At 60.6% G+C, this 18671-nt stretch carries 17 protein-coding genes and 1 pseudogene; 12 read left to right on the forward strand and 6 right to left on the reverse strand.

The features are described from left to right. Positions 1 to 144: 144 nt before the first annotated feature. Together ASC74_RS09995 and ASC74_RS10000 are read right to left on the reverse strand one after the other, a co-directional pair. Positions 145 to 969, reverse strand: a complete 825-nt coding sequence (locus tag ASC74_RS09995; protein WP_056741249.1) for an SDR family oxidoreductase — start codon at positions 967 to 969, stop codon at positions 145 to 147. 140 nt (positions 970 to 1109) lie between these two features. Continuing rightward, the gene (locus ASC74_RS10000; RefSeq protein ID WP_046045314.1) at positions 1110 to 2150 is read right to left on the reverse strand and encodes a threonine aldolase family protein; all 1041 of its coding nucleotides are present in this window, start codon (positions 2148 to 2150) and stop codon (positions 1110 to 1112) included. Between the two features lie 133 nt (positions 2151 to 2283). Here ASC74_RS10000 and ASC74_RS30920 point away from each other — a divergent pair. The 8 genes and pseudogenes from ASC74_RS30920 to fdhA all read left to right on the forward strand — a co-directional run bounded on the left by ASC74_RS30920 (position 2284) and on the right by fdhA (position 11995). After that, positions 2284 to 2615: pseudogene (locus tag ASC74_RS30920) on the forward strand (TraX family protein). A 284-nt stretch (positions 2616 to 2899) separates the two neighbouring features. Continuing rightward, positions 2900 to 4153 carry a serine hydroxymethyltransferase gene (gene glyA, locus ASC74_RS10010; protein ID WP_033053962.1) on the forward strand — a complete coding sequence of 418 codons (1254 nt, stop codon included), beginning with the start codon at positions 2900 to 2902 and terminating at the stop codon, positions 4151 to 4153. A gap of 23 nt (positions 4154 to 4176) precedes the next feature. Continuing rightward, on the forward strand, positions 4177 to 5427 hold the full coding sequence (locus ASC74_RS10015) for a sarcosine oxidase subunit beta (protein WP_007947735.1): 1251 nt from the start codon (positions 4177 to 4179) through the stop codon (positions 5425 to 5427). Positions 5428 to 5441: 14 nt separating this feature from the next. Continuing rightward, on the forward strand, positions 5442 to 5771 hold the full coding sequence (locus tag ASC74_RS10020; RefSeq protein ID WP_008147095.1) for a sarcosine oxidase subunit delta: 330 nt from the start codon (positions 5442 to 5444) through the stop codon (positions 5769 to 5771). Then, the gene (locus ASC74_RS10025; RefSeq protein ID WP_056741251.1) at positions 5768 to 8785 is read left to right on the forward strand and encodes a sarcosine oxidase subunit alpha; all 3018 of its coding nucleotides are present in this window, start codon (positions 5768 to 5770) and stop codon (positions 8783 to 8785) included. The genes ASC74_RS10020 and ASC74_RS10025 overlap by 4 nt, the downstream gene beginning before the upstream one ends. A gap of 166 nt (positions 8786 to 8951) precedes the next feature. Beyond that, on the forward strand, positions 8952 to 9584 hold the full coding sequence (locus ASC74_RS10030; RefSeq protein WP_056741252.1) for a sarcosine oxidase subunit gamma: 633 nt from the start codon (positions 8952 to 8954) through the stop codon (positions 9582 to 9584). A 126-nt stretch (positions 9585 to 9710) separates the two neighbouring features. Next, entirely contained in the window at positions 9711 to 10568 is an 858-nt protein-coding gene (gene purU, locus ASC74_RS10035) for a formyltetrahydrofolate deformylase (protein ID WP_008147101.1), read from the forward strand. Positions 10569 to 10795: 227 nt separating this feature from the next. Then, positions 10796 to 11995: a formaldehyde dehydrogenase, glutathione-independent gene (gene fdhA / locus ASC74_RS10040; protein ID WP_007947729.1), complete on the forward strand. Its 1200-nt coding sequence runs from the start codon at positions 10796 to 10798 to the stop codon at positions 11993 to 11995. Between the two features lie 87 nt (positions 11996 to 12082). Here fdhA and ASC74_RS10045 read toward each other — a convergent pair whose 3' ends face one another. Genes ASC74_RS10045 through ASC74_RS10055 form a run of 3 tightly spaced genes read right to left on the reverse strand, consistent with a single transcriptional unit; the run spans position 12083 to position 14033 of the window. Next, positions 12083 to 12757: an anti-sigma factor gene (locus tag ASC74_RS10045; RefSeq protein WP_056741253.1), complete on the reverse strand. Its 675-nt coding sequence runs from the start codon at positions 12755 to 12757 to the stop codon at positions 12083 to 12085. Then, positions 12754 to 13389, reverse strand: a complete 636-nt coding sequence (locus ASC74_RS10050) for a sigma-70 family RNA polymerase sigma factor (protein ID WP_056741254.1) — start codon at positions 13387 to 13389, stop codon at positions 12754 to 12756. The genes ASC74_RS10045 and ASC74_RS10050 overlap by 4 nt, the downstream gene beginning before the upstream one ends. Positions 13390 to 13442: 53 nt before the next feature. Then, the gene (locus tag ASC74_RS10055; RefSeq protein WP_056741255.1) at positions 13443 to 14033 is read right to left on the reverse strand and encodes a fasciclin domain-containing protein; all 591 of its coding nucleotides are present in this window, start codon (positions 14031 to 14033) and stop codon (positions 13443 to 13445) included. A gap of 214 nt (positions 14034 to 14247) precedes the next feature. On the opposite strand from ASC74_RS10055, the gene ASC74_RS10060 reads away from it, so the two are divergent. Continuing rightward, entirely contained in the window at positions 14248 to 14808 is a 561-nt protein-coding gene (locus tag ASC74_RS10060) for a DUF2780 domain-containing protein (RefSeq protein WP_056741256.1), read from the forward strand. Between the two features lies 1 nt (position 14809). On the opposite strand, the gene ASC74_RS10065 is transcribed toward ASC74_RS10060, so the two are convergent. Then, positions 14810 to 15697 carry an acyltransferase gene (locus tag ASC74_RS10065; RefSeq protein WP_056741257.1) on the reverse strand — a complete coding sequence of 296 codons (888 nt, stop codon included), beginning with the start codon at positions 15695 to 15697 and terminating at the stop codon, positions 14810 to 14812. 269 nt (positions 15698 to 15966) lie between these two features. Here ASC74_RS10065 and rloA2 point away from each other — a divergent pair, with 269 nt between their 5' ends. From rloA2 to creC, 3 genes are all read left to right on the forward strand, one after another. Continuing rightward, entirely contained in the window at positions 15967 to 16473 is a 507-nt protein-coding gene (gene rloA2, locus ASC74_RS10070) for a retropepsin-like aspartic peptidase RloA2 (protein ID WP_033053442.1), read from the forward strand. A gap of 74 nt (positions 16474 to 16547) precedes the next feature. Further along, a complete protein-coding gene (gene creB, locus ASC74_RS10075) occupies positions 16548 to 17228 on the forward strand; it encodes a two-component system response regulator CreB (protein ID WP_056741258.1) in 681 nt (226 codons plus the stop codon). Then, on the forward strand, positions 17228 to 18646 hold the full coding sequence (gene creC / locus ASC74_RS10080) for a two-component system sensor histidine kinase CreC (protein ID WP_056741259.1): 1419 nt from the start codon (positions 17228 to 17230) through the stop codon (positions 18644 to 18646). Before creB ends, creC begins: the two co-directional genes overlap by 1 nt. Positions 18647 to 18671: the final 25 nt, after the last annotated feature.

The raw sequence follows: 18671 nt of genomic DNA on the forward strand, positions 1-18671 counted from the left end.
GAACTCACTCGAATAAGATTTACGCATATCCAGACACCTCAGATTTGGGCGCCATCATAGCGCCCGATTGAAGTGTCCAAAATCATTAGGCCAGTTCAGGCTCGCTCCCACAGGTTTTGTATTCTTTTCTGATCGGTTGTTTCTTCAGTCGACAAACAGGTCCGGCATCAGCGGGTCGGTGGTGTCAGGCGCGAACCGATACGGTTCAAAATCCGTCACCCCGTGTTCACCCAGGATTTCCTCATCAATCAGCAATCGCCCAGTAATGCTGCGACCGCTGCTGCTCAGAATCACATGGGCGGCATCGGCCATGATCGCGGGCGTGCGCGCATGCTTGAACGACTCGCGTGATCCGAGCTGAAACTCGATCGCTGCGGTCGCAATCATCGTTTGCGGCCACAACGAATTGACACTGATGCCGTAGTTTTTGAATTCCTCGCTCATGCCCAATGTCAGCATGCTCATGCCGTATTTGGTAACGGTGTAAGGGCTGTACTGCGCAAACCATTTGCTCGCCAGATTCAGTGGCGGGGAAAGGCTGAGGATGTGTCCGCCGCTTTTCTTCAGATAGGGCAGGGCGGCCTGGCTGCACAGGAGCACGGCGCGGGTGTTGATCTGGTGCATCAGGTCGAAGCGCTTGAGTTCGATGTGTTGAACCCCGGTCAGTTTGATCGCCCCGGCGTTGTTGATCAGCGCATCAATGCCGCCGAAATGCTCGTTGGCCTTGGCCAGAGCCTCGCGCACCGCGACTTCATCACGCACATCCACCTGCAAGGCCAACGCCTTGCCGCCCGCGGCTTCGACTTCCTTGGCCACGCTGAAAATCGTGCCCGGCAACTTGGGGTGCGGCTCGGCACTTTTGGCGGCAATCACAATGTTGGCCCCATCCCGCGCAGCCCGCAGCGCGATCTCACGACCAATCCCGCGACTGGCACCGGTGATGAACAGGGTTTTGCCTTTCAGTGACATGCGTACGCTCCTGATTATTATTGTCTGAGCGGAGGGCTCGACAACAATGTAGACGATGGAGCAAACGCAGGCGGGTGGGGTGGACGTGAACCTTGTGGTGAGGGGATGAATCCCCTCACCACAAGGGATCGGGTTGCAGCTTAGCGGGACATGACTTCGCGAATATCCGCCGCCAATTCCCGTACGCGTTCTTCTTCGGTGTCCCACGAGCACATGAAGCGTGCGCCGCCGTTGCCGATGAAGGTGTAGAAGCGCCAGCCCTTGGCCGTCAGCGCAGCGATGGCCGGTTCCGAGAGTTGCAGGAACACGCCGTTGGCCTGTACCGGGAACATCAGTTCCACACCTGGAATGTCACTCACCAGTTCAGCCAGCAGCTGCGCGCAGTGGTTGGCGTGGCGGGCGTATTTGAGCCAGGCGTCGTTTTCCAGAATCCCGACCCACGGCGCCGACAGGAAGCGCATCTTCGAGGCCAGTTGCCCGGCCTGTTTGCAGCGGTAGTCGAAGTCTTCAGCCAGCTTGTGGTTGAAGAACAGAATCGCTTCCCCCACCGCCATGCCGTTTTTCGTGCCGCCGAAGCACAACACGTCGACGCCGGCCTTCCAGGTCAGGTCGGCCGGCGAGCAGCCGAGGAAAGCGCAGGCGTTGGAGAAGCGCGCGCCGTCCATGTGCAGGTTCAGGCCCAGCTCTTTGCAGGTGGCGCTGATGGCGCGGATTTCTTCCGGGGTGTAGACGCTGCCGACTTCGGTGGCCTGGGTCAGGGTCACGACGCGCGGTTTCGGGTAGTGGATGTCCTGGCGCTTGAGCGCGATTTCGCGGATCGATTCCGGGGTCAGCTTGCCGTTCTCAGTGCGGGCGATGAGCAGCTTGGAACCGTTGGAAAAGAATTCCGGTGCGCCGCATTCGTCGGTTTCGACGTGGGCGGTTTCCGAGCAGATCACGCTGTGGTAACTCTGGCACAGCGACGACAGGGCCAGGGAGTTGGCCGCGGTGCCGTTGAAGGCGAAGAATACTTCGCAGTCGGTTTCGAACAGTTTGCGGAAATCGTCGGACGCGCGTGCCGTCCATTCGTCGTCGCCATAGGCGCGTTGGTGGCCGTGGTTGGCCTGTTCCATGGCGGCCCAGGCTTCAGGGCAGATACCGGAATAGTTGTCGCTGGCGAATTGTTGGCTCTTATCGGTCATGGCCCTGCTTTCCGTGGTCGAGGCTCTTATGGTGAAGAACCTCGTGGTCAATGATGGTGCGCACTTTACCGAAGATCATCCGGAGAGCACACGCGATGCGTCTGACAGAAAAATACAAAGACGACGGGCAATTATGCACAGGACGCAAAGGGATGGGGCACTGGATCTGCTCAAGTGGCTGGCGCTGTTGAGCATGGTGCTCGATCACCTGCGATATGTTGGTTATTCCGTCGATCTGCTGTATGTGCCGGGGCGGTTGGCGTTTCCCTGGTTCTGTCCGCGCGGTTTCACAATGTTGAAGCCATCCTCGGCATCGCCGCTTGTCTGATTGCGCCACTGGCCGGCCTGCTTTTGCTGCGTTACGCCGGCCGGTTCAATCCTCGGCTACCGATGCGTCGCTGGGCGTATGTGCTGTATCCGCTGCATTTTTTACTGTTGCTACTTGTCCGCCAAGTCGCCTCATAACCCTGTGGGAGCGGGCTTGCTCGCGAATGCGGTGTGGCATTCAGCATTGTTGTCGACTGGCGCACCGCATTCGCGAGCAAGCCCGCTCCCACAGGGGTTCCTTGTTGATTTGAGGAGTGTGTTCGGCATGCCATTCTCCGCCATGTCGTAAACGCACCTTTGCGTGGCGTCCGTAGGCATTTGGCCTGTCTGCGCCGGTCATACCATCGCATTCAAAGGGCACTGTCGAAACACCAGTGCCTTACCGAGACGAATGGCGCATAGATGCCGCTGGGAGAGACGCGATGTTCAGCAAGCAAGACCAGATCCAGGGTTACGACGATGCACTGCTGGCGGCGATGAATGCCGAGGAGCAACGCCAGGAAGATCACATCGAGCTGATCGCTTCAGAGAACTACACCAGCAAACGCGTCATGGAAGCGCAAGGCAGTGGCCTGACCAACAAATACGCCGAAGGCTATCCGGGCAAGCGCTACTACGGTGGCTGCGAGCACGTCGATAAAGTTGAAGCGCTGGCCATCGAACGCGCCAAGCAACTGTTCGGTGCCGATTACGCCAACGTGCAGCCGCACTCCGGTTCCTCGGCCAACAGCGCCGTGTACCTGGCTCTGCTGCAAGCCGGCGACACCATTCTGGGCATGAGCCTGGCCCATGGCGGTCACCTGACCCACGGCGCCAAAGTGTCGTCCTCGGGCAAGCTGTACAACGCCGTGCAGTACGGCATCGACACCAAAACCGGTCTGATCGACTACGACGAAGTCGAGCGCCTGGCCGTCGAGTGCAAGCCGAAGATGATCGTCGCCGGCTTCTCTGCTTACTCCAAGACCCTCGACTTCCCACGCTTCCGTCAGATCGCCGACAAGGTCGGTGCGCTGCTGTTCGTCGACATGGCTCACGTTGCAGGTCTGGTCGCTGCCGGCCTGTACCCGAACCCGCTGCCGTACGCCGATGTGGTCACCACCACCACCCACAAGACCCTGCGCGGTCCACGTGGCGGCCTGATCCTGTGCAAGTCCAACGAAGAAATCGAGAAGAAGCTCAACGCGGCAGTCTTCCCGGGTGCCCAGGGCGGCCCGCTGATGCACGTGATCGCTGGTAAAGCGGTGTGCTTCAAGGAAGCGCTGGAACCAGGCTTCAAGGCTTACCAGCAACAAGTGATCGACAACGCCCAGGCCATGGCCGGCGTATTTATCAAACGCGGCTACGATGTAGTGTCCGGCGGTACCGATAACCACCTGTTCCTGGTCAGCCTGATCCGTCAGGGCCTCACCGGCAAAGAGGCGGATGCAGCACTCGGTCGCGCCCACATCACCGTGAACAAGAACGCTGTCCCGAACGATCCACAGTCGCCGTTCGTGACCTCAGGCCTGCGCATCGGCACCCCGGCGGTGACCACTCGCGGCTTCAAGGTTACCCAGTGCGTCACGCTTGCCGGCTGGATCTGCGACATCCTCGACAACCTCGGCGACGCCGATGTCGAGGCCAATGTTGCGCAGCAAGTTTCGGCCCTGTGCGCGGACTTCCCGGTTTATCGCTGAGCGCGGTTTTGGAGTAAATGACTATGCAACGCTACTCGGGCTTCGGCCTCTTCAAACACTCCCTCAGCCATCACGAAAACTGGCAGAAGATGTGGCGCACGCCGACCCCTAAAAAGGTCTATGACGTGGTCATCGTCGGCGGTGGCGGGCATGGTCTGGCGACCGCCTACTACCTCGCCAAAGAGCACGGCATCACTAACGTGGCCGTGGTCGAAAAAGGCTGGCTGGGCGGCGGTAACACCGCGCGCAACACCACCATCGTTCGCTCCAACTACCTGTGGGACGAGTCGGCGCACCTGTACGAACACGCGATGAAATTGTGGGAAGGCCTGTCCCAGGACCTGAACTACAACGTGATGTTCTCCCAGCGCGGCGTTTACAACCTGTGCCACACGCTTCAAGACATTCGTGATTCCGAGCGTCGGGTCAGCGCCAACCGCCTCAACGGTGTCGACGGCGAACTGCTCGATGCCAAACAAGTGGCCGACGAGATTCCGTACCTCGATTGCTCGAAAAACACTCGCTATCCGGTGATGGGCGCTACCGTCCAGCGTCGCGGCGGCGTGGCCCGTCACGATGCCGTGGCGTGGGGCTTTGCCCGTGCCGCCGATGCCTTGGGCGTTGACCTGATTCAACAGACCGAAGTGATCGGCTTCCGCAAGGAAAACGGCGTGTGCATCGGTGTTGAAACCAACAAAGGCTTCATCGGCGCCAAGCGCGTTGGTGTGGTCACTGCCGGTAACTCCGGGCACATGGCCAAGCTCGCCGGTTTCCGTCTGCCGATCGAATCGCATCCGCTGCAAGCGCTGGTGTCCGAGCCGATCAAGCCGATTATCGACAGCGTGATCATGTCCAACGCCGTACACGGTTACATCAGCCAGTCCGACAAGGGCGACCTGGTGATCGGCGCCGGCATCGACGGCTACAACGGCTACGGCCAGCGTGGTTCGTACCCGGTGATCGAGCACACCATTCAGGCCATCGTCGAGATGTTCCCGGTGTTGTCCCGCGTGCGCATGAACCGTCAGTGGGGCGGCATCGTCGACACCACGCCAGACGCATGCCCGATCATCTCGAAAACTCCGGTCCCGAACATGTTCTTCAACTGCGGTTGGGGCACCGGTGGCTTCAAGGCAACACCTGGCTCGGGCAACGTGTTTGCCGCGAGTCTGGCCAAGGGTGAAATGCACCCATTGGCTGCACCTTTCTCCATCGACCGTTTCCACAACGGTGCGTTGATCGATGAACACGGCGCTGCTGCGGTTGCCCACTAACAGGAGAAATCCCCATGTTGCATATCTTCTGTCCTCACTGCGGCGAACTGCGCTCCGAAGAGGAATTCCACGCATCCGGCCAGGCGCACATCCCGCGTCCACTGGATCCGACCAACTGCACCGACGAGGAGTGGGGCGACTACATGTTCTTCCGCGATAACCCTCGCGGTCTGCACCACGAGCTGTGGGATCACGTCGCCGGTTGCCGTCAGTACTTCAACGCCACCCGTGACACCGTGACCTACGAGATTCTCGAAACCTACAAGATCGGCACCAAGCCACAATTCACCGACAAGACCGATAGCCCGAAAGCGGCCGCCACGGCTCTGGGAGAGAAGGTATGAGCCAGATCAATCGCCTGTCCAACGGTGGACGGATCGACCGCAACAAAGTGCTGAGCTTCACCTTCAACGGCCAGAGCTACAAGGGCTTTGAGGGCGACTCCCTGGCCGCCGCCTTGTTGGCCAACGGTGTCGACATCATCGGTCGCAGCTTCAAGTATTCCCGTCCGCGTGGCATCTTCGCCGCCGGTGCCGAAGAGCCGAACGCCGTGCTGCAAATCGGCGCGACCGAAGCCACGCAGATCCCGAACGTACGCGCCACGCAACAAGCGCTGTATCAAGGTTTGGTCGCCACCAGCACCAACGGCTGGCCGAGCGTGAACAACGACATGATGGGGATTCTCGGCAAGGTCGGCGGCAAGCTGATGCCGCCGGGCTTCTACTACAAAACCTTCATGTACCCGCAATCGTTCTGGATGACTTACGAGAAGTACATTCGTAAAGCCGCCGGTCTTGGCCGCTCTCCGACCGAGAACGATCCGGACACCTACGACTACATGAACCAGCACTGCGACGTGCTGATCGTCGGCGGTGGCCCTGCTGGCCTGGCCGCTGCACTCGCTGCTGCCCGCAGCGGTGCCCGTGTGATCCTCGCCGATGAACAGGAAGAGTTCGGCGGCAGCCTGCTCGACTCCCGCGAAAGCCTCGACGGCAAGCCTGCTGCCGAATGGATCGCCAGCGTCATCGCCGAACTGAAAGACACCCCGGACGTGCTGCTGTTGCCGCGCGCCACAGTCAACGGTTACCACGACCATAACTTCCTGACCATTCACGAGCGCCTGACCGATCACCTCGGCGACCGCGCCCCGATTGGCCAGGTCCGTCAGCGCATCCACCGGGTTCGCGCCAAGCGTGTAGTGCTGGCGACCGGCGCTCACGAGCGTCCACTGGTTTACGGCAACAACGACGTGCCGGGCAACATGCTCGCCGGCGCTGTGTCGACTTACGTGCGTCGTTACGGTGTGGCACCGGGTAAAAAACTGGTGCTGTCGACCAACAACGATCACGCCTATCGCGTTGCTCTGGATTGGCTCGACGCCAGCCTGCAAGTCGTCGCCATCGCCGATGCCCGCAGCAATCCGCGCGGTGCGCTGGTTGAAGAAGCACGCGCCAAAGGCATCCGCATCCTGACCGGCAGCGCCGTGATCGAGGCCCGTGGCAGCAAGCACGTGACCGCCGCTCGCGTTGCCGCGATCGATGTCAAAGCGCACACCGTGACCAGTCCTGGTGAGTGGCTCGAGTGCGACCTGGTTGCCAGCTCCGGCGGTTACAGCCCGGTGGTTCACCTGGCGTCGCACTTGGGTGGCAAGCCGATCTGGCGTGAAGACATCCTCGGTTTCGTACCGGGCGAAGCACCGCAGAAGCGCGTGTGCGTCGGTGGCATCAACGGCGTTTATGGTCTCGGCGATTCCCTGGCCGATGGTTTTGAAGGCGGCGCTCGCGCAGCCAGTGAAGCCGGTTTCAGCGTGGTCGAAGGCACCTTGCCGAAAGCCCTGAGCCGTCTGGAAGAGCCAACACTGGCGCTGTTCCAGGTGCCGCACGAAAAGAACACCGCACGTGCGCCGAAGCAATTCGTCGACCTGCAAAACGACGTCACCGCGGCCGCCATCGAACTGGCAACCCGCGAAGGCTTCGAGTCGGTCGAACACGTCAAACGCTATACCGCACTGGGCTTCGGTACTGACCAGGGCAAGCTCGGCAACGTCAACGGTCTGGCCATTGCCGCCCGTTCGTTGAACGTGACCATCCCGCAGATGGGCACCACCATGTTCCGTCCGAACTACACGCCGGTGACCTTCGGCGCTGTGGCCGGTCGTCACTGTGGGCATATCTTCGAGCCTGTGCGTTTCACCGCGCTGCATCACTGGCACGTGAAGAACGGCGCCGAGTTCGAAGACGTCGGTCAGTGGAAGCGTCCTTGGTACTTCCCGAAAAACGGTGAAGACCTGCACGCTGCCGTGAAACGCGAATGCAAAGCCGTGCGCGACAGCGTCGGCCTGCTGGATGCTTCGACCCTGGGCAAAATCGACATCCAGGGCCCGGATTGCCGTGAGTTCCTCAACCGCATCTACACCAACGCCTGGACCAAGCTCGACGTGGGCAAGGCTCGCTACGGCCTGATGTGCAAAGAAGACGGCATGGTCTTCGACGACGGCGTAACTGCCTGCCTCGCCGACAACCATTTCGTGATGACCACCACCACCGGCGGCGCTGCACGCGTGCTGCAATGGCTGGAAATCTACCACCAGACCGAATGGCCAGACCTGAAGGTGTACTTCACCTCCGTGACGGATCACTGGGCAACCATGACCTTGTCCGGGCCGAACAGCCGCAAGCTGCTCAGCGAAGTCACCGACATCGACCTGAGCAACGAAGCGTTCCCGTTCATGACCTGGAAAGAAGGTCTGGTCGGCGGTGTGCCGGCGCGGGTATTCCGGATTTCGTTTACCGGTGAACTGTCGTACGAAGTCAACGTGCAAGCCGACTATGCAATGGGCGTGCTGGAAAAAATTGTTGATGCTGGCAAGCAGTACAACCTGACGCCATATGGCACCGAAACCATGCACGTGCTGCGGGCCGAGAAGGGCTTCATCATCGTCGGCCAGGACACTGACAGCTCGATGACCCCGGACGACCTGAACATGGGCTGGTGTGTCGGTCGCACTAAACCTTTCTCGTGGATTGGCCAGCGTGGCATGAACCGCGAAGACTGCGTGCGTGATCAGCGCAAACAGTTGGTTGGCCTGAAGCCGATCGATCCGACCAAATGGCTGCCAGAAGGGGCGCAACTGGTGTTCAACACCAAGCAAGCGATCCCGATGACCATGGTCGGTCACGTCACCTCCAGCTATTTGCACAACTCCCTGGGCTATTCGTTTGCCATGGGTGTGGTCAAGGGCGGCTTGAAGCGCATGGGTGAGCGTGTGTTCGCACCGCTGGCCGATGGCAGCGTGATCGAGGCGGAAATCGTTTCTTCGGTGTTCTTCGATCCAAAGGGTGATCGCCAGAACGTTTGATGGCTTCAAGGCTTGTGGATGGGCAATGACACCGAGTCGGCCCATTCGCGAGCAAGCCCGCTCCCACAGGGGAATGCGGTCGAATGTGGGAGCGGGCTTGCTCGCGAAGGCGGCGGTACAGCCACCACAAGGGCCGGAACCAACAGAATTTCAGGACAGGTGCTTTATGACCGCAGCCAATGTTTACCAACAACGCCCAACCACTGGGGCCAAGGCCGAGTCGTCGCTGCATCATGCCGACCTCGCCAGCCTGGTGGGCAAGGGCCGCAAAAGCGCCGGCGTGATCGTGCGTGAGAAAAAACTCCTCGGCCACCTGACCATTCGTGGCGATGGCCATGATGCGGCGTTCGCTGCCGGTGTGCACAAAGCCCTCGGTATCGAATTGCCGGGTGCGCTGACCGTCGTCGTCAAAGGCGAAACCAGCCTGCAATGGATGGGGCCGGATGAATGGCTGCTGATCGTGCCGACCGGTGAAGAGTTCGCCGCCGAGCAAAAACTGCGTAAAGCGCTGGGCGACCTGCACATCGCAATCACCAACGTCAGCGGCGGCCAGCAGCTCCTCGAACTGAGCGGCCCGAACGTGCGCCAGGTGCTGATGAAGTCCACCAGCTACGACGTGCACCCCAACAGCTTCCCGGTGGGCAAGGCTGTGGGGACCGTGTTTGCCAAGTCGCAACTGATGATCCGCCATACCGCCGAAGACACCTGGGAACTGCTGATTCGTCGCAGCTTCTCGGATTACTGGTGGTTGTGGTTGCAGGATGCTGCGGCTGAATACGGCCTCAGCGTCCAGGCGTAACGATCGTTCCCACGTTCTGCGTGGGAATGCATCCCGGGACGCTCCGCGTCCCAAAGCGGACGCAGAGCGTCCATGGCGGCGTTCCCTCGCAGAGCGTGGGAACGATCAGATAGGAGTCACCGCATTATGAGCCGCGCCCCAGACACATGGATTCTGACCGCCGACTGCCCAAGCGTTCTCGGCACCGTGGACGCGGTGACCCGCTTTCTGTTCGAGCAGGGCTGCTACGTCACCGAACACCATTCCTTTGATGATCGGCTCTCGGGCCGTTTCTTCATTCGCGTGGAATTCCGTCAGCCCGACGGCTTTGACGAACAGGCCTTCCGCGCGGGGCTCGAAGAACGCGGCCAAGCCTTCGGCATGATCTTCGAACTGACCGCGCCGAACTACCGCCCGAAAGTGGTGATCATGGTCTCCAAGGCCGATCACTGTCTCAACGATTTGCTCTACCGCCAGCGCATCGGTCAATTGTCGATGGACGTGGCCGCCGTGGTTTCCAACCACCCGGACCTCAAGCCGTTGGCGGACTGGCATCAGATTCCGTACTACCACTTCCCGCTGGACCCGAACGACAAACCGTCGCAGGAGCGTCAGGTCTGGCAGGTGATCGAAGAGTCCGGCGCCGAACTGGTGATCCTTGCCCGCTACATGCAAGTCCTGTCGCCAGAGCTGTGCCGCAAACTCGACGGCAAGGCGATCAACATCCATCACTCCCTGCTGCCGGGTTTCAAGGGCGCCAAGCCTTATCACCAGGCCTACAACAAGGGCGTGAAACTGGTCGGCGCCACGGCGCACTACATCAACAACGACCTGGACGAAGGCCCGATCATCGCCCAGGGCGTAGAGGCTGTGGACCACAGTCATTACCCCGAAGACCTGATCGCCAAGGGGCGAGATATCGAAGGGCTGACCCTGGCCAGGGCCGTTGGTTATCACATTGAACGACGGGTGTTTTTGAACGCCAACAGAACGGTCGTTCTTTAGATTTTTGGGGCCGCTACGCGACCCATTCGCGAGCAAGCCCGCTCCCACAGGGATTTGTGTCGGGACACAGATCTCAGACACACCCTAAATCCAATGTGGGAGCGAGCTTGCTCGCGATGGCGGCATAACAGACAACACAAGACACACAAGCAATAACCCGAGCAATCAACGCGCCGCCGTTCCATAGCGACGCGACCGCTACATAAAAACAACAGCGAGGTGAAAGCATGTCTGGCAATCGTGGTGTGGTGTATCTCGGCAATGGCAAAGTCGAAATACAGAAAATCGACTATCCAAAAATGCAGGACCCGCGCGGCAGGAAGATTAACCACGCTGTCATCCTGCGTGTGGTTTCCACCAACATCTGTGGTTCCGACCAGCACATGGTGCGTGGCCGTACTACCGCTCAAACCGGCCTGGTACTGGGCCACGAGATCACCGGTGAAGTGATCGAGAAGGGCAGCGACGTCGAAAACCTGCAAATCGGCGACCTGGTGTCCGTACCGTTCAACGTGGCTTGCGGGCGCTGCCGTTCCTGCAAGGAAATGCACACCGGCGTTTGCCTGAGCGTTAACCCGGCGCGTCCGGGCGGTGCTTACGGTTATGTCGACATGGGCGACTGGACCGGCGGTCAGGCTGAATACGCGATGGTGCCGTATGCCGACTTCAACCTGCTGAAACTCCCGGATCGCGATCGCGCGATGGAAAAAATCCGCGACCTGACCTGCCTCTCCGACATCCTGCCGACCGGTTACCACGGCGCAGTGACGGCGGGCGTTGGCCCGGGCAGCACCGTGTACATCGCTGGTGCCGGTCCTGTCGGTCTGGCTGCTGCCGCTTCCGCTCGCCTGTTGGGCGCAGCGGTGGTGATCATCGGTGACGTCAACACCGTCCGCCTGGCGCACGCCAAGGCTCAGGGTTTCGAAATCGCCGACCTGTCCCTGGACACCCCGCTGCACGAACAGATCGCTGCACTGCTGGGCGAGCCAGAAGTGGATTGCGCCGTCGACGCCGTGGGCTTCGAAGCGCGCGGTCATGGTCATGACGGCGTGAAACACGAGGCTCCGGCCACCGTGCTCAACTCGCTGATGGGCGTGGTTCGGGTTGCCGGCAAAATCGGTATCCCAGGCCTGTACGTGACTGAAGATCCGGGTGCAGTCGATGCAGCCGCGAAAATGGGCAGCCTGAGCATCCGCTTCGGTCTGGGCTGGGCCAAATCCCACAGCTTCCACACCGGCCAGACGCCAGTGATGAAGTACAACCGCCAGCTGATGCAGGCGATCATGTGGGACCGTATCCACATTGCTGACATCGTTGGCGTGGAAGTCATCAGCCTGGATGACGCGCCACGTGGTTATGGCGAGTTCGATGCGGGCGTGCCGAAGAAGTTTGTGATCGATCCGCACAAACTGTTCAGCGCAGCGTAAGGCTTTACGCAAAACAAAACGGCGACCCTCGGGTCGCCGTTTTTGTTGAGCCTCCGATCGTTCCCACGCGGAGCGTGGGAACGATCATTAAAGGGCCGCCAATGCGCCTTGATACAGAACGGGTCCCGTTGGTTGCCCCGTCGGCGAACCACCCTTCGGTTCAAGACTGACCGCCAATGCAATCGGTTTGCCAATCAGCGTCTTCTGTACGTCGCTCAGTTCAACCTTGCCTTTACCGCCCGCCGGAATCACCCCAAGTGAAATCGGCTTGCCATCCGCCGGAATCGCCCACAACTCCAGACTGCGCCCCGGATCAACCGCCGTCAGCGTCAGCGGCTCAACGTTCAAATAATCCTCATGCGCTTCAACCTTCAGCGCAGGCTGCGCGTCGGCCGTCAGCAGCGTGGCGGTGTAACGCGCACTGTCGCGGTTATAAATCACACCCAACGTCACGGCGATCACCAGTGAGCAAACCGCAGCCGTCACTCGTAACCAGCTCCAGAACGGACGTTTTTCCGGCATGTGCAGCACTTGCGGCTCAATCCGTGCCGTAATTCCCTGCCACACCCGATCCGGCACCGGCTGCTCGGGCAGCGCTTCGGTCAAACTGGCCAGGCTTTCCTGCCACTGCGCCAATTCAGCACGAAGCGCCGCGTCTTCCAGCAACAGCTGTTCGAAACGCCGACGAGCGGCAGACGGCATCAAGCCAATGGCGTAATCGGCGGCGAGGGCGCGGCGCAGGGTCGGGGTTTGATAGTTCATGATTCAAGGCACCTGCGCAGTCGCTCCATACCGCGGCGGATCCAGGATTTCACCGAGCCCAGCGGCGCGGCCAGGTGTTCGGCGAGCTCAGAGCAGGACAGCCCCTGAAAGTAAGCCACGGTGATCGATTGACGCTGCATGCCGTCGAGGCTTTCCAGGCAGCGGTTCAAGGCGTTGGCCTCACGGGCACTGCTTAGCTGTTCGTGGGCCGATGGGCTTTCATCCACCAGCGCCTGTTCTTCAAGGTCACTCAACGGCCGGTCGCGGTGTTTGCGCAACTGATCGATGGCCTGATGACGGGTGATGTTGATCATCCAGGTCAGCGGTGCCGACAGATGCGCCTCGTAGCGCGAGGCGTTGTTCCAGATGCGCACGAAGCTTTCCTGCAGCACTTCTTCAGCCAGATCCGGCCGCCCCATGAATCGCAGCGCTACGCCATGCAGCCGTGGGCCGACGCTGCGGTAAAGCGTCTCGAAAGCGCGGCGGTCGCCCAGTGAACACTGGGCCAGAAGCTGCCTGAGCTGATCGGCGTCGGCGATGGGAATGGCAGTTCTCCAGGCAATCGAGGTGGGCTGGGTGAGGTGCCGGTTGCAGGCAGAGGTTAGTTCACGGTGCGCGGTAGTTCCATTCATGGGCGGTCACCTCGGAAACCGCCGACCCTGATGCGCAGGGTCGGCGGCACGCCTCAGCTTTTCGGCATCAGTACTTTGTCGATGACCTGAATCACACCGTTGGACTGGTACACGTCATAGGTGGTGATGTCGGCGACGTCACCTTTTTCATCCTTGATCGTGATGTTGTGCGGACCGTTCATCATTGCCCACAGCTTGCCGCCTGCGACGGTGGTCAGTTCGGCCGTGCCGCCACCAGCCTTGATCTTCTCGGCCAGGGTCATCATGTCGAGTTTCCCGGCGACCACGTGGTAGGTGAGGACGTGAGTCAGGGTCGCCTTGTTGGCGGGTTTGAGCAGGGTATCGACAGTCCCGGCCGGCAGGGCGGCGAAGGCCGAGTTGACCGGGGCGAACACGGTGAACGGGCCTTTGCCCTTGAGGGTGTCCACCAGGCCTGCGGCTTTCACGGCGGCGACCAGGGTGGTGTGGTCGGCGGAGTTCACCGCGTTATCGATGATGTCCTTGCTCGGCATCATGCTCTGGCCGCCGACGATGACCGCGTGGCTCGTGTCTGCCGCTTGCACAGTGTTCAGGACGAATCCGCCGCCAAGGGCCAGGGTCAGCAGGCTGGCAATCAACGGCGTTTTGATCGAAGTGCGTTTCATGGTGATGATCCTCGTAAGGGAATCGGCCAGGAATGTCTGTCCGTGCTTGATATACGCGGGCGGGGCCAGACTGGATGCAGCGCCGGTCAATTCTTTTTCGACTGTTCGTCGGCGGCTCGCCAAGACTCGGAACAATCCCCTGGGATGCCAGTCCAACACACGGTTTTTCGCCGCCCATTGCCGGGCGGTTTTCATGGCACATGAGGATGTCTGAATGAAGATTTCACGCGGTTTTGCACTGGCTTCGCTGATGTGTCTGGCGGCCAGTCCGGTCTTTGCTCAGTTCAGCCTGTTCGATGCGGCCAATGCCATCTCTGGCACGCAGGACGATGACGCCGCCGCGGCCGCGCCGACCGCGATGACCGCGCAGACGGCCGGTCTGCTGAGTGCGCTCAGCCAATTGAACGTGACGCCAGAACAAGCCATTGGCGGTGCCGGGGCGATGCTCGGTCTGGCGAAGAATCAATTGAGTTCGACCGACTACTCGGAGTTGTCCAAAAGCGTGCCCGGAATCGACTTACTGTCCGGTGGCGGTCAACTTGGCCTCCTCAGCGGCTTGCTTGGCTCGTCCGGTCAAGCGGCAGGTCTGGGCAACGTCTTGGGCAACCTGAATAACACCAACGACCTGAACAGTGCCTTCAACGCATTGGGCATGGACACTGGCATGATCGGCCTGTTTGCCCCCGTGCTTCTGCAATTTTTCGGTCAGCAGGGCGTCGGCGGTTCGCTGCTGACAAACCTGGGCGGGATCTGGGGCGCAGGCACCGGTACCTGATTCAGCGGCGCTCGGCGCGCAACGCGTCGATGCGCTGGTCCTTCTCGATCCAGAGATGGTTGACCCAGTTCTGGATGGTTTCGCGAAACTGCGGATCGTTTTCGTAGTCGCCCTGCCACAGTGCCGGGTCGAGTTCGCGGGTCTTGATGTCGATGATGACTTTCGGCACGTTGCCGCTGAGCAAATCCCAGAACCCCGGAATCGCCTGCTGCGGATACACCACCGTCACATCAAGGACGGCGTCCAGCTGTTCGCCCATTGCCGCCAGAACAAACGCCACGCCGCCAGCCTTGGGCCTGAGCAGGTGGGTGAAGGGTGATTGCTGCTGGGCACGCTTCGCGGCGGTAAAGCGTGTGCCTTCCAGGTAATTGACCACCGTCACCGGCTGACGCTTGTACAACTCGCACGCCGCTTGGGTGATCTGCAGATCCTTGCCGGCCAGCTCAGGGTGCTTCGCCAGGAATGCCTTGGTATAGCGTTTCATGAACGGGTAATCCAGCGCCCACCACGCCAACCCGAGGAACGGCACCCAGATCAGCTCTTTCTTGAGGAAGAACTTGAAGAACGGCGTGCGTCGGTTCAGGGTCTGGATCAGCGCCGGGATATCGACCCAGGATTGATGGTTGCTGATCACCAGATACGACGTGTCGACCCGCAGGTCATCGCCGCCACGGATGTCCCATTGCGTGGGGATGCACAGGCGGAAAATCAGCTTGTCGATTTCGGCCCAGGTCTCGGCGATCCCCATCACCGTCCATGACGCGTAATCACGCAAGCGCCCGGGCAGGACCAGTTTGAGCAAGGCGAACACCATCAGCGGCCCGAACAGGACCAAGGTGTTGAGCAACAGCAGCAGGGTAACGAAACAGCCGGTGAGCAGGCGGCGCATAAATAACTCTTGAAAGCCTTTGGGCGCGCAATGATAAGCAGCTTCGGACGGCAGGCCAAATCGGTGACGACGAATGTTTCACCTTCAAACCGCTAACCTCTCTACACCGATCGTTCCCACGCTCTGCGTGGGAATGCAGCCCGGGACGCTCTGCGTCCCAGAAGCGTGACGCAGAGCGTCACATGAGGCATTCCCACACGGAGCATGGGAACGATCATGCGTACAACGGTCTAAAATCCCGCTGCCCACTCCTCAAGGAAGCCCATTACGTGAAATCCCTCCTTGCACTGCTTTCCCTCGTGGCCCTGCCGGTCCTGGCTGCTGAGCCGACCCTGTACGGGCGCTACGAATACATCGCGCTGCCGGAAATCGGTGGCGAAGTCCTCAAAGCCAAGATGGACACCGGCGCCCTGACCGCGTCGCTGTCGGCCAAAGACATCGAAACCTTTACCCGCGATGGCGACGAGTGGGTGCGTTTCCGCCTCGCCACCAAAGGCGCGAGCAACAAGGTCTACGAACACAAGGTCGCGCGGATCAGCAAGATCAAGACCCGCTCCGAAGAAGATGAGGATGACAAGGAAGCGGTCGAACCCACCAAGCGTCCGGTGGTCGATCTGGAACTGTGCCTGGGCAACGTCAAGCGCACCGTGGAGGTCAACCTCACCGACCGCAGCAGCTTCAACTACCCTTTGTTGATCGGTGCCAAAGCCTTGCGTGAGTTCGGCGCGGCGGTGAACCCGGCACGGCGCTTTACGGCGGACAAGCCCGACTGCTGATTTCAAGTGGTCTCATTGACGTGACGTGAGCCTTGGGGCACCGTTCGCCCACTTAACTCCCGGGCTCGGACGCCATGCCTCATATCCTGATTGTCGAAGACGAAGCGGCGATTGCCGACACCCTGATTTTCGCCTTGCAGGGTGAGGGCTTCACCACCACCTGGCTGAGCCTTGGCGCCGCTGCGCTTGAGCATCAGCGCCAGACCCCGGCCGACCTGATCATTCTCGACATTGGTCTGCCGGACATCAGCGGCTTCGAGACCTGCAAGCAATTGCGGCGTTTCAGCGAAGTGCCGGTGATTTTTCTCAGTGCCCGTGATGCCGAAATCGATCGCGTCGTGGGCCTGGAAATCGGTGCCGACGATTACGTGGTCAAGCCGTTCAGCCCTCGGGAAGTGGCGGCGCGGGTCCGGGCGATTCTCAAGCGCATGGCGCCGCGAGCGACAGCCGAGGTGCCATCGGCGCTGTTTCGCATTGACGGCGAACGGGTGCAGATCAGCTACCGCGGTCAGCTTCTAACCCTGACCCGCCATGAGTTTCGTCTGCTGCAATGCCTGCTGGACCAACCCGAACGGGTCTTCAGTCGCGAGCAATTGCTCGATGCGCTGGGCGTCGCTGCAGATGCCGGGTACGAGCGCAGCATCGACAGCCACATCAAGAGCGTGCGCGCCAAACTGCGCCAGGTGAAAGCCGACGGGGACCCGATCCAGACCCATCGCGGCCTCGGCTACAGCTACAACCCGGGGCATAGCTGATGCCTCTGGGGATTCGGATTTTTCTGGTTTATGTGCTGTTTATCGGCCTGACCGGCTACTTCGTGCTGAACACCGTGATGGAAGAAATCCGTCCCGGCGTGCGTCAGTCCACCGAAGAAACGCTGGTCGACACCGCCAATCTCATGGCCGAAATCCTGCGCGACGACTTCAAGGCCGGCACCCTGAACCAGAATCGCTGGCCCGAGCTGCTCAAGGCTTATGGCGAACGGCAACCGAAGGCGAACATCTGGGGATTGCCGAAAAATCAGGTCAACCACCGGATCTACGTCACCGATGCCAAGGGCATTGTGGTGCTGGACTCCAGCGGTGTGGCAGTGGGGCAGGATTACTCGCGCTGGAACGATGTTTTACTAACCCTGCGGGGCGAATATGGCGCTCGTTCCAGCCGCAGCGATCCGGACGATCCGAACTCCTCAGTGATGCACGTCGGCGCCCCGATTCGCGACAACGGCCAGATCATCGGCGTGGTCACCGTCGCCAAACCCAACAGCTCGTTGCAGCCATACGTTGATCGCACCGAACGGCGATTGCTTGCCTGGGGTGCCGGTTTGATCGGCCTCGGTCTGCTGTTTGGCGCGCTGTTGTCGTGGTGGTTGAGCGCGGCGCTGCGGCGGCTGACTGCTTACGCTCAGGCCGTCAGTGAAGGCCGACGGGTCGAGGTTCCGCACTACCGTGGCGGCGAACTGGAACAGCTGGCGACGGCGGTGGAGCAGATGCGCACGCAGCTCGAAGGCAAAGCCTACGTCGAGCGTTACGTGCACACATTGACCCACGAACTGAAAAGCCCGCTGGCGGCGATTCGCGGCGCGGCGGAGTTGCTGCAAGGCGAGATGCCGCTGGCCCAGCAGCAGCGTTTTGTCAGCAACATCGACAGGGAAAGCGCGCGGATGCAGCAGTTGATCGAGCGCCTGTTGAATCTGGCCCTGGTCGAGCAGCGCCAAGGGCTGGAAGAGCGGGTGGCGGTGCCGCTGGCGAAGTTGGTAGATGAGTTGCTGAGCGCTCAGGCGGCGCGCATCGAAGGCAAGCAGTTGCGCGTGGAACAAACCATTGCGGCGGATCTGGTGCTGACCGGTGAACCGTTCCTGTTGCGTCAGGCGCTGGGCAATCTGCTGGAGAACGCGTTGGATTTCACCCCGACTCAGGGTTTGTTGCGATTCAGTGCTGAGCGCATTGGGGAGCAAATTGAGTTCAGGCTGTTCAACCAGGCTGAGGCCATTCCCGACTATGCGTTGCCGCGACTGAGCGAGCGTTTCTATTCACTGCCGCGACCGGACAGCGGGCGCAAGAGCACGGGGTTGGGGCTCAACTTCGTTGAAGAGGTGGTCAAGTTGCATGGTGGAGCGGTCAGCATCGGTAATGTCGATAACGGCGTAGAGGTCATGTTGCACCTGCCTTAGCGTCAGTCTCCACACACTCTCCACA

Origin of the sequence: Pseudomonas sp. Root329, from assembly GCF_001424925.1 — a bacterium.
Classification (GTDB): Bacteria; Pseudomonadota; Gammaproteobacteria; order Pseudomonadales; family Pseudomonadaceae; genus Aquipseudomonas; species Aquipseudomonas arabinosi.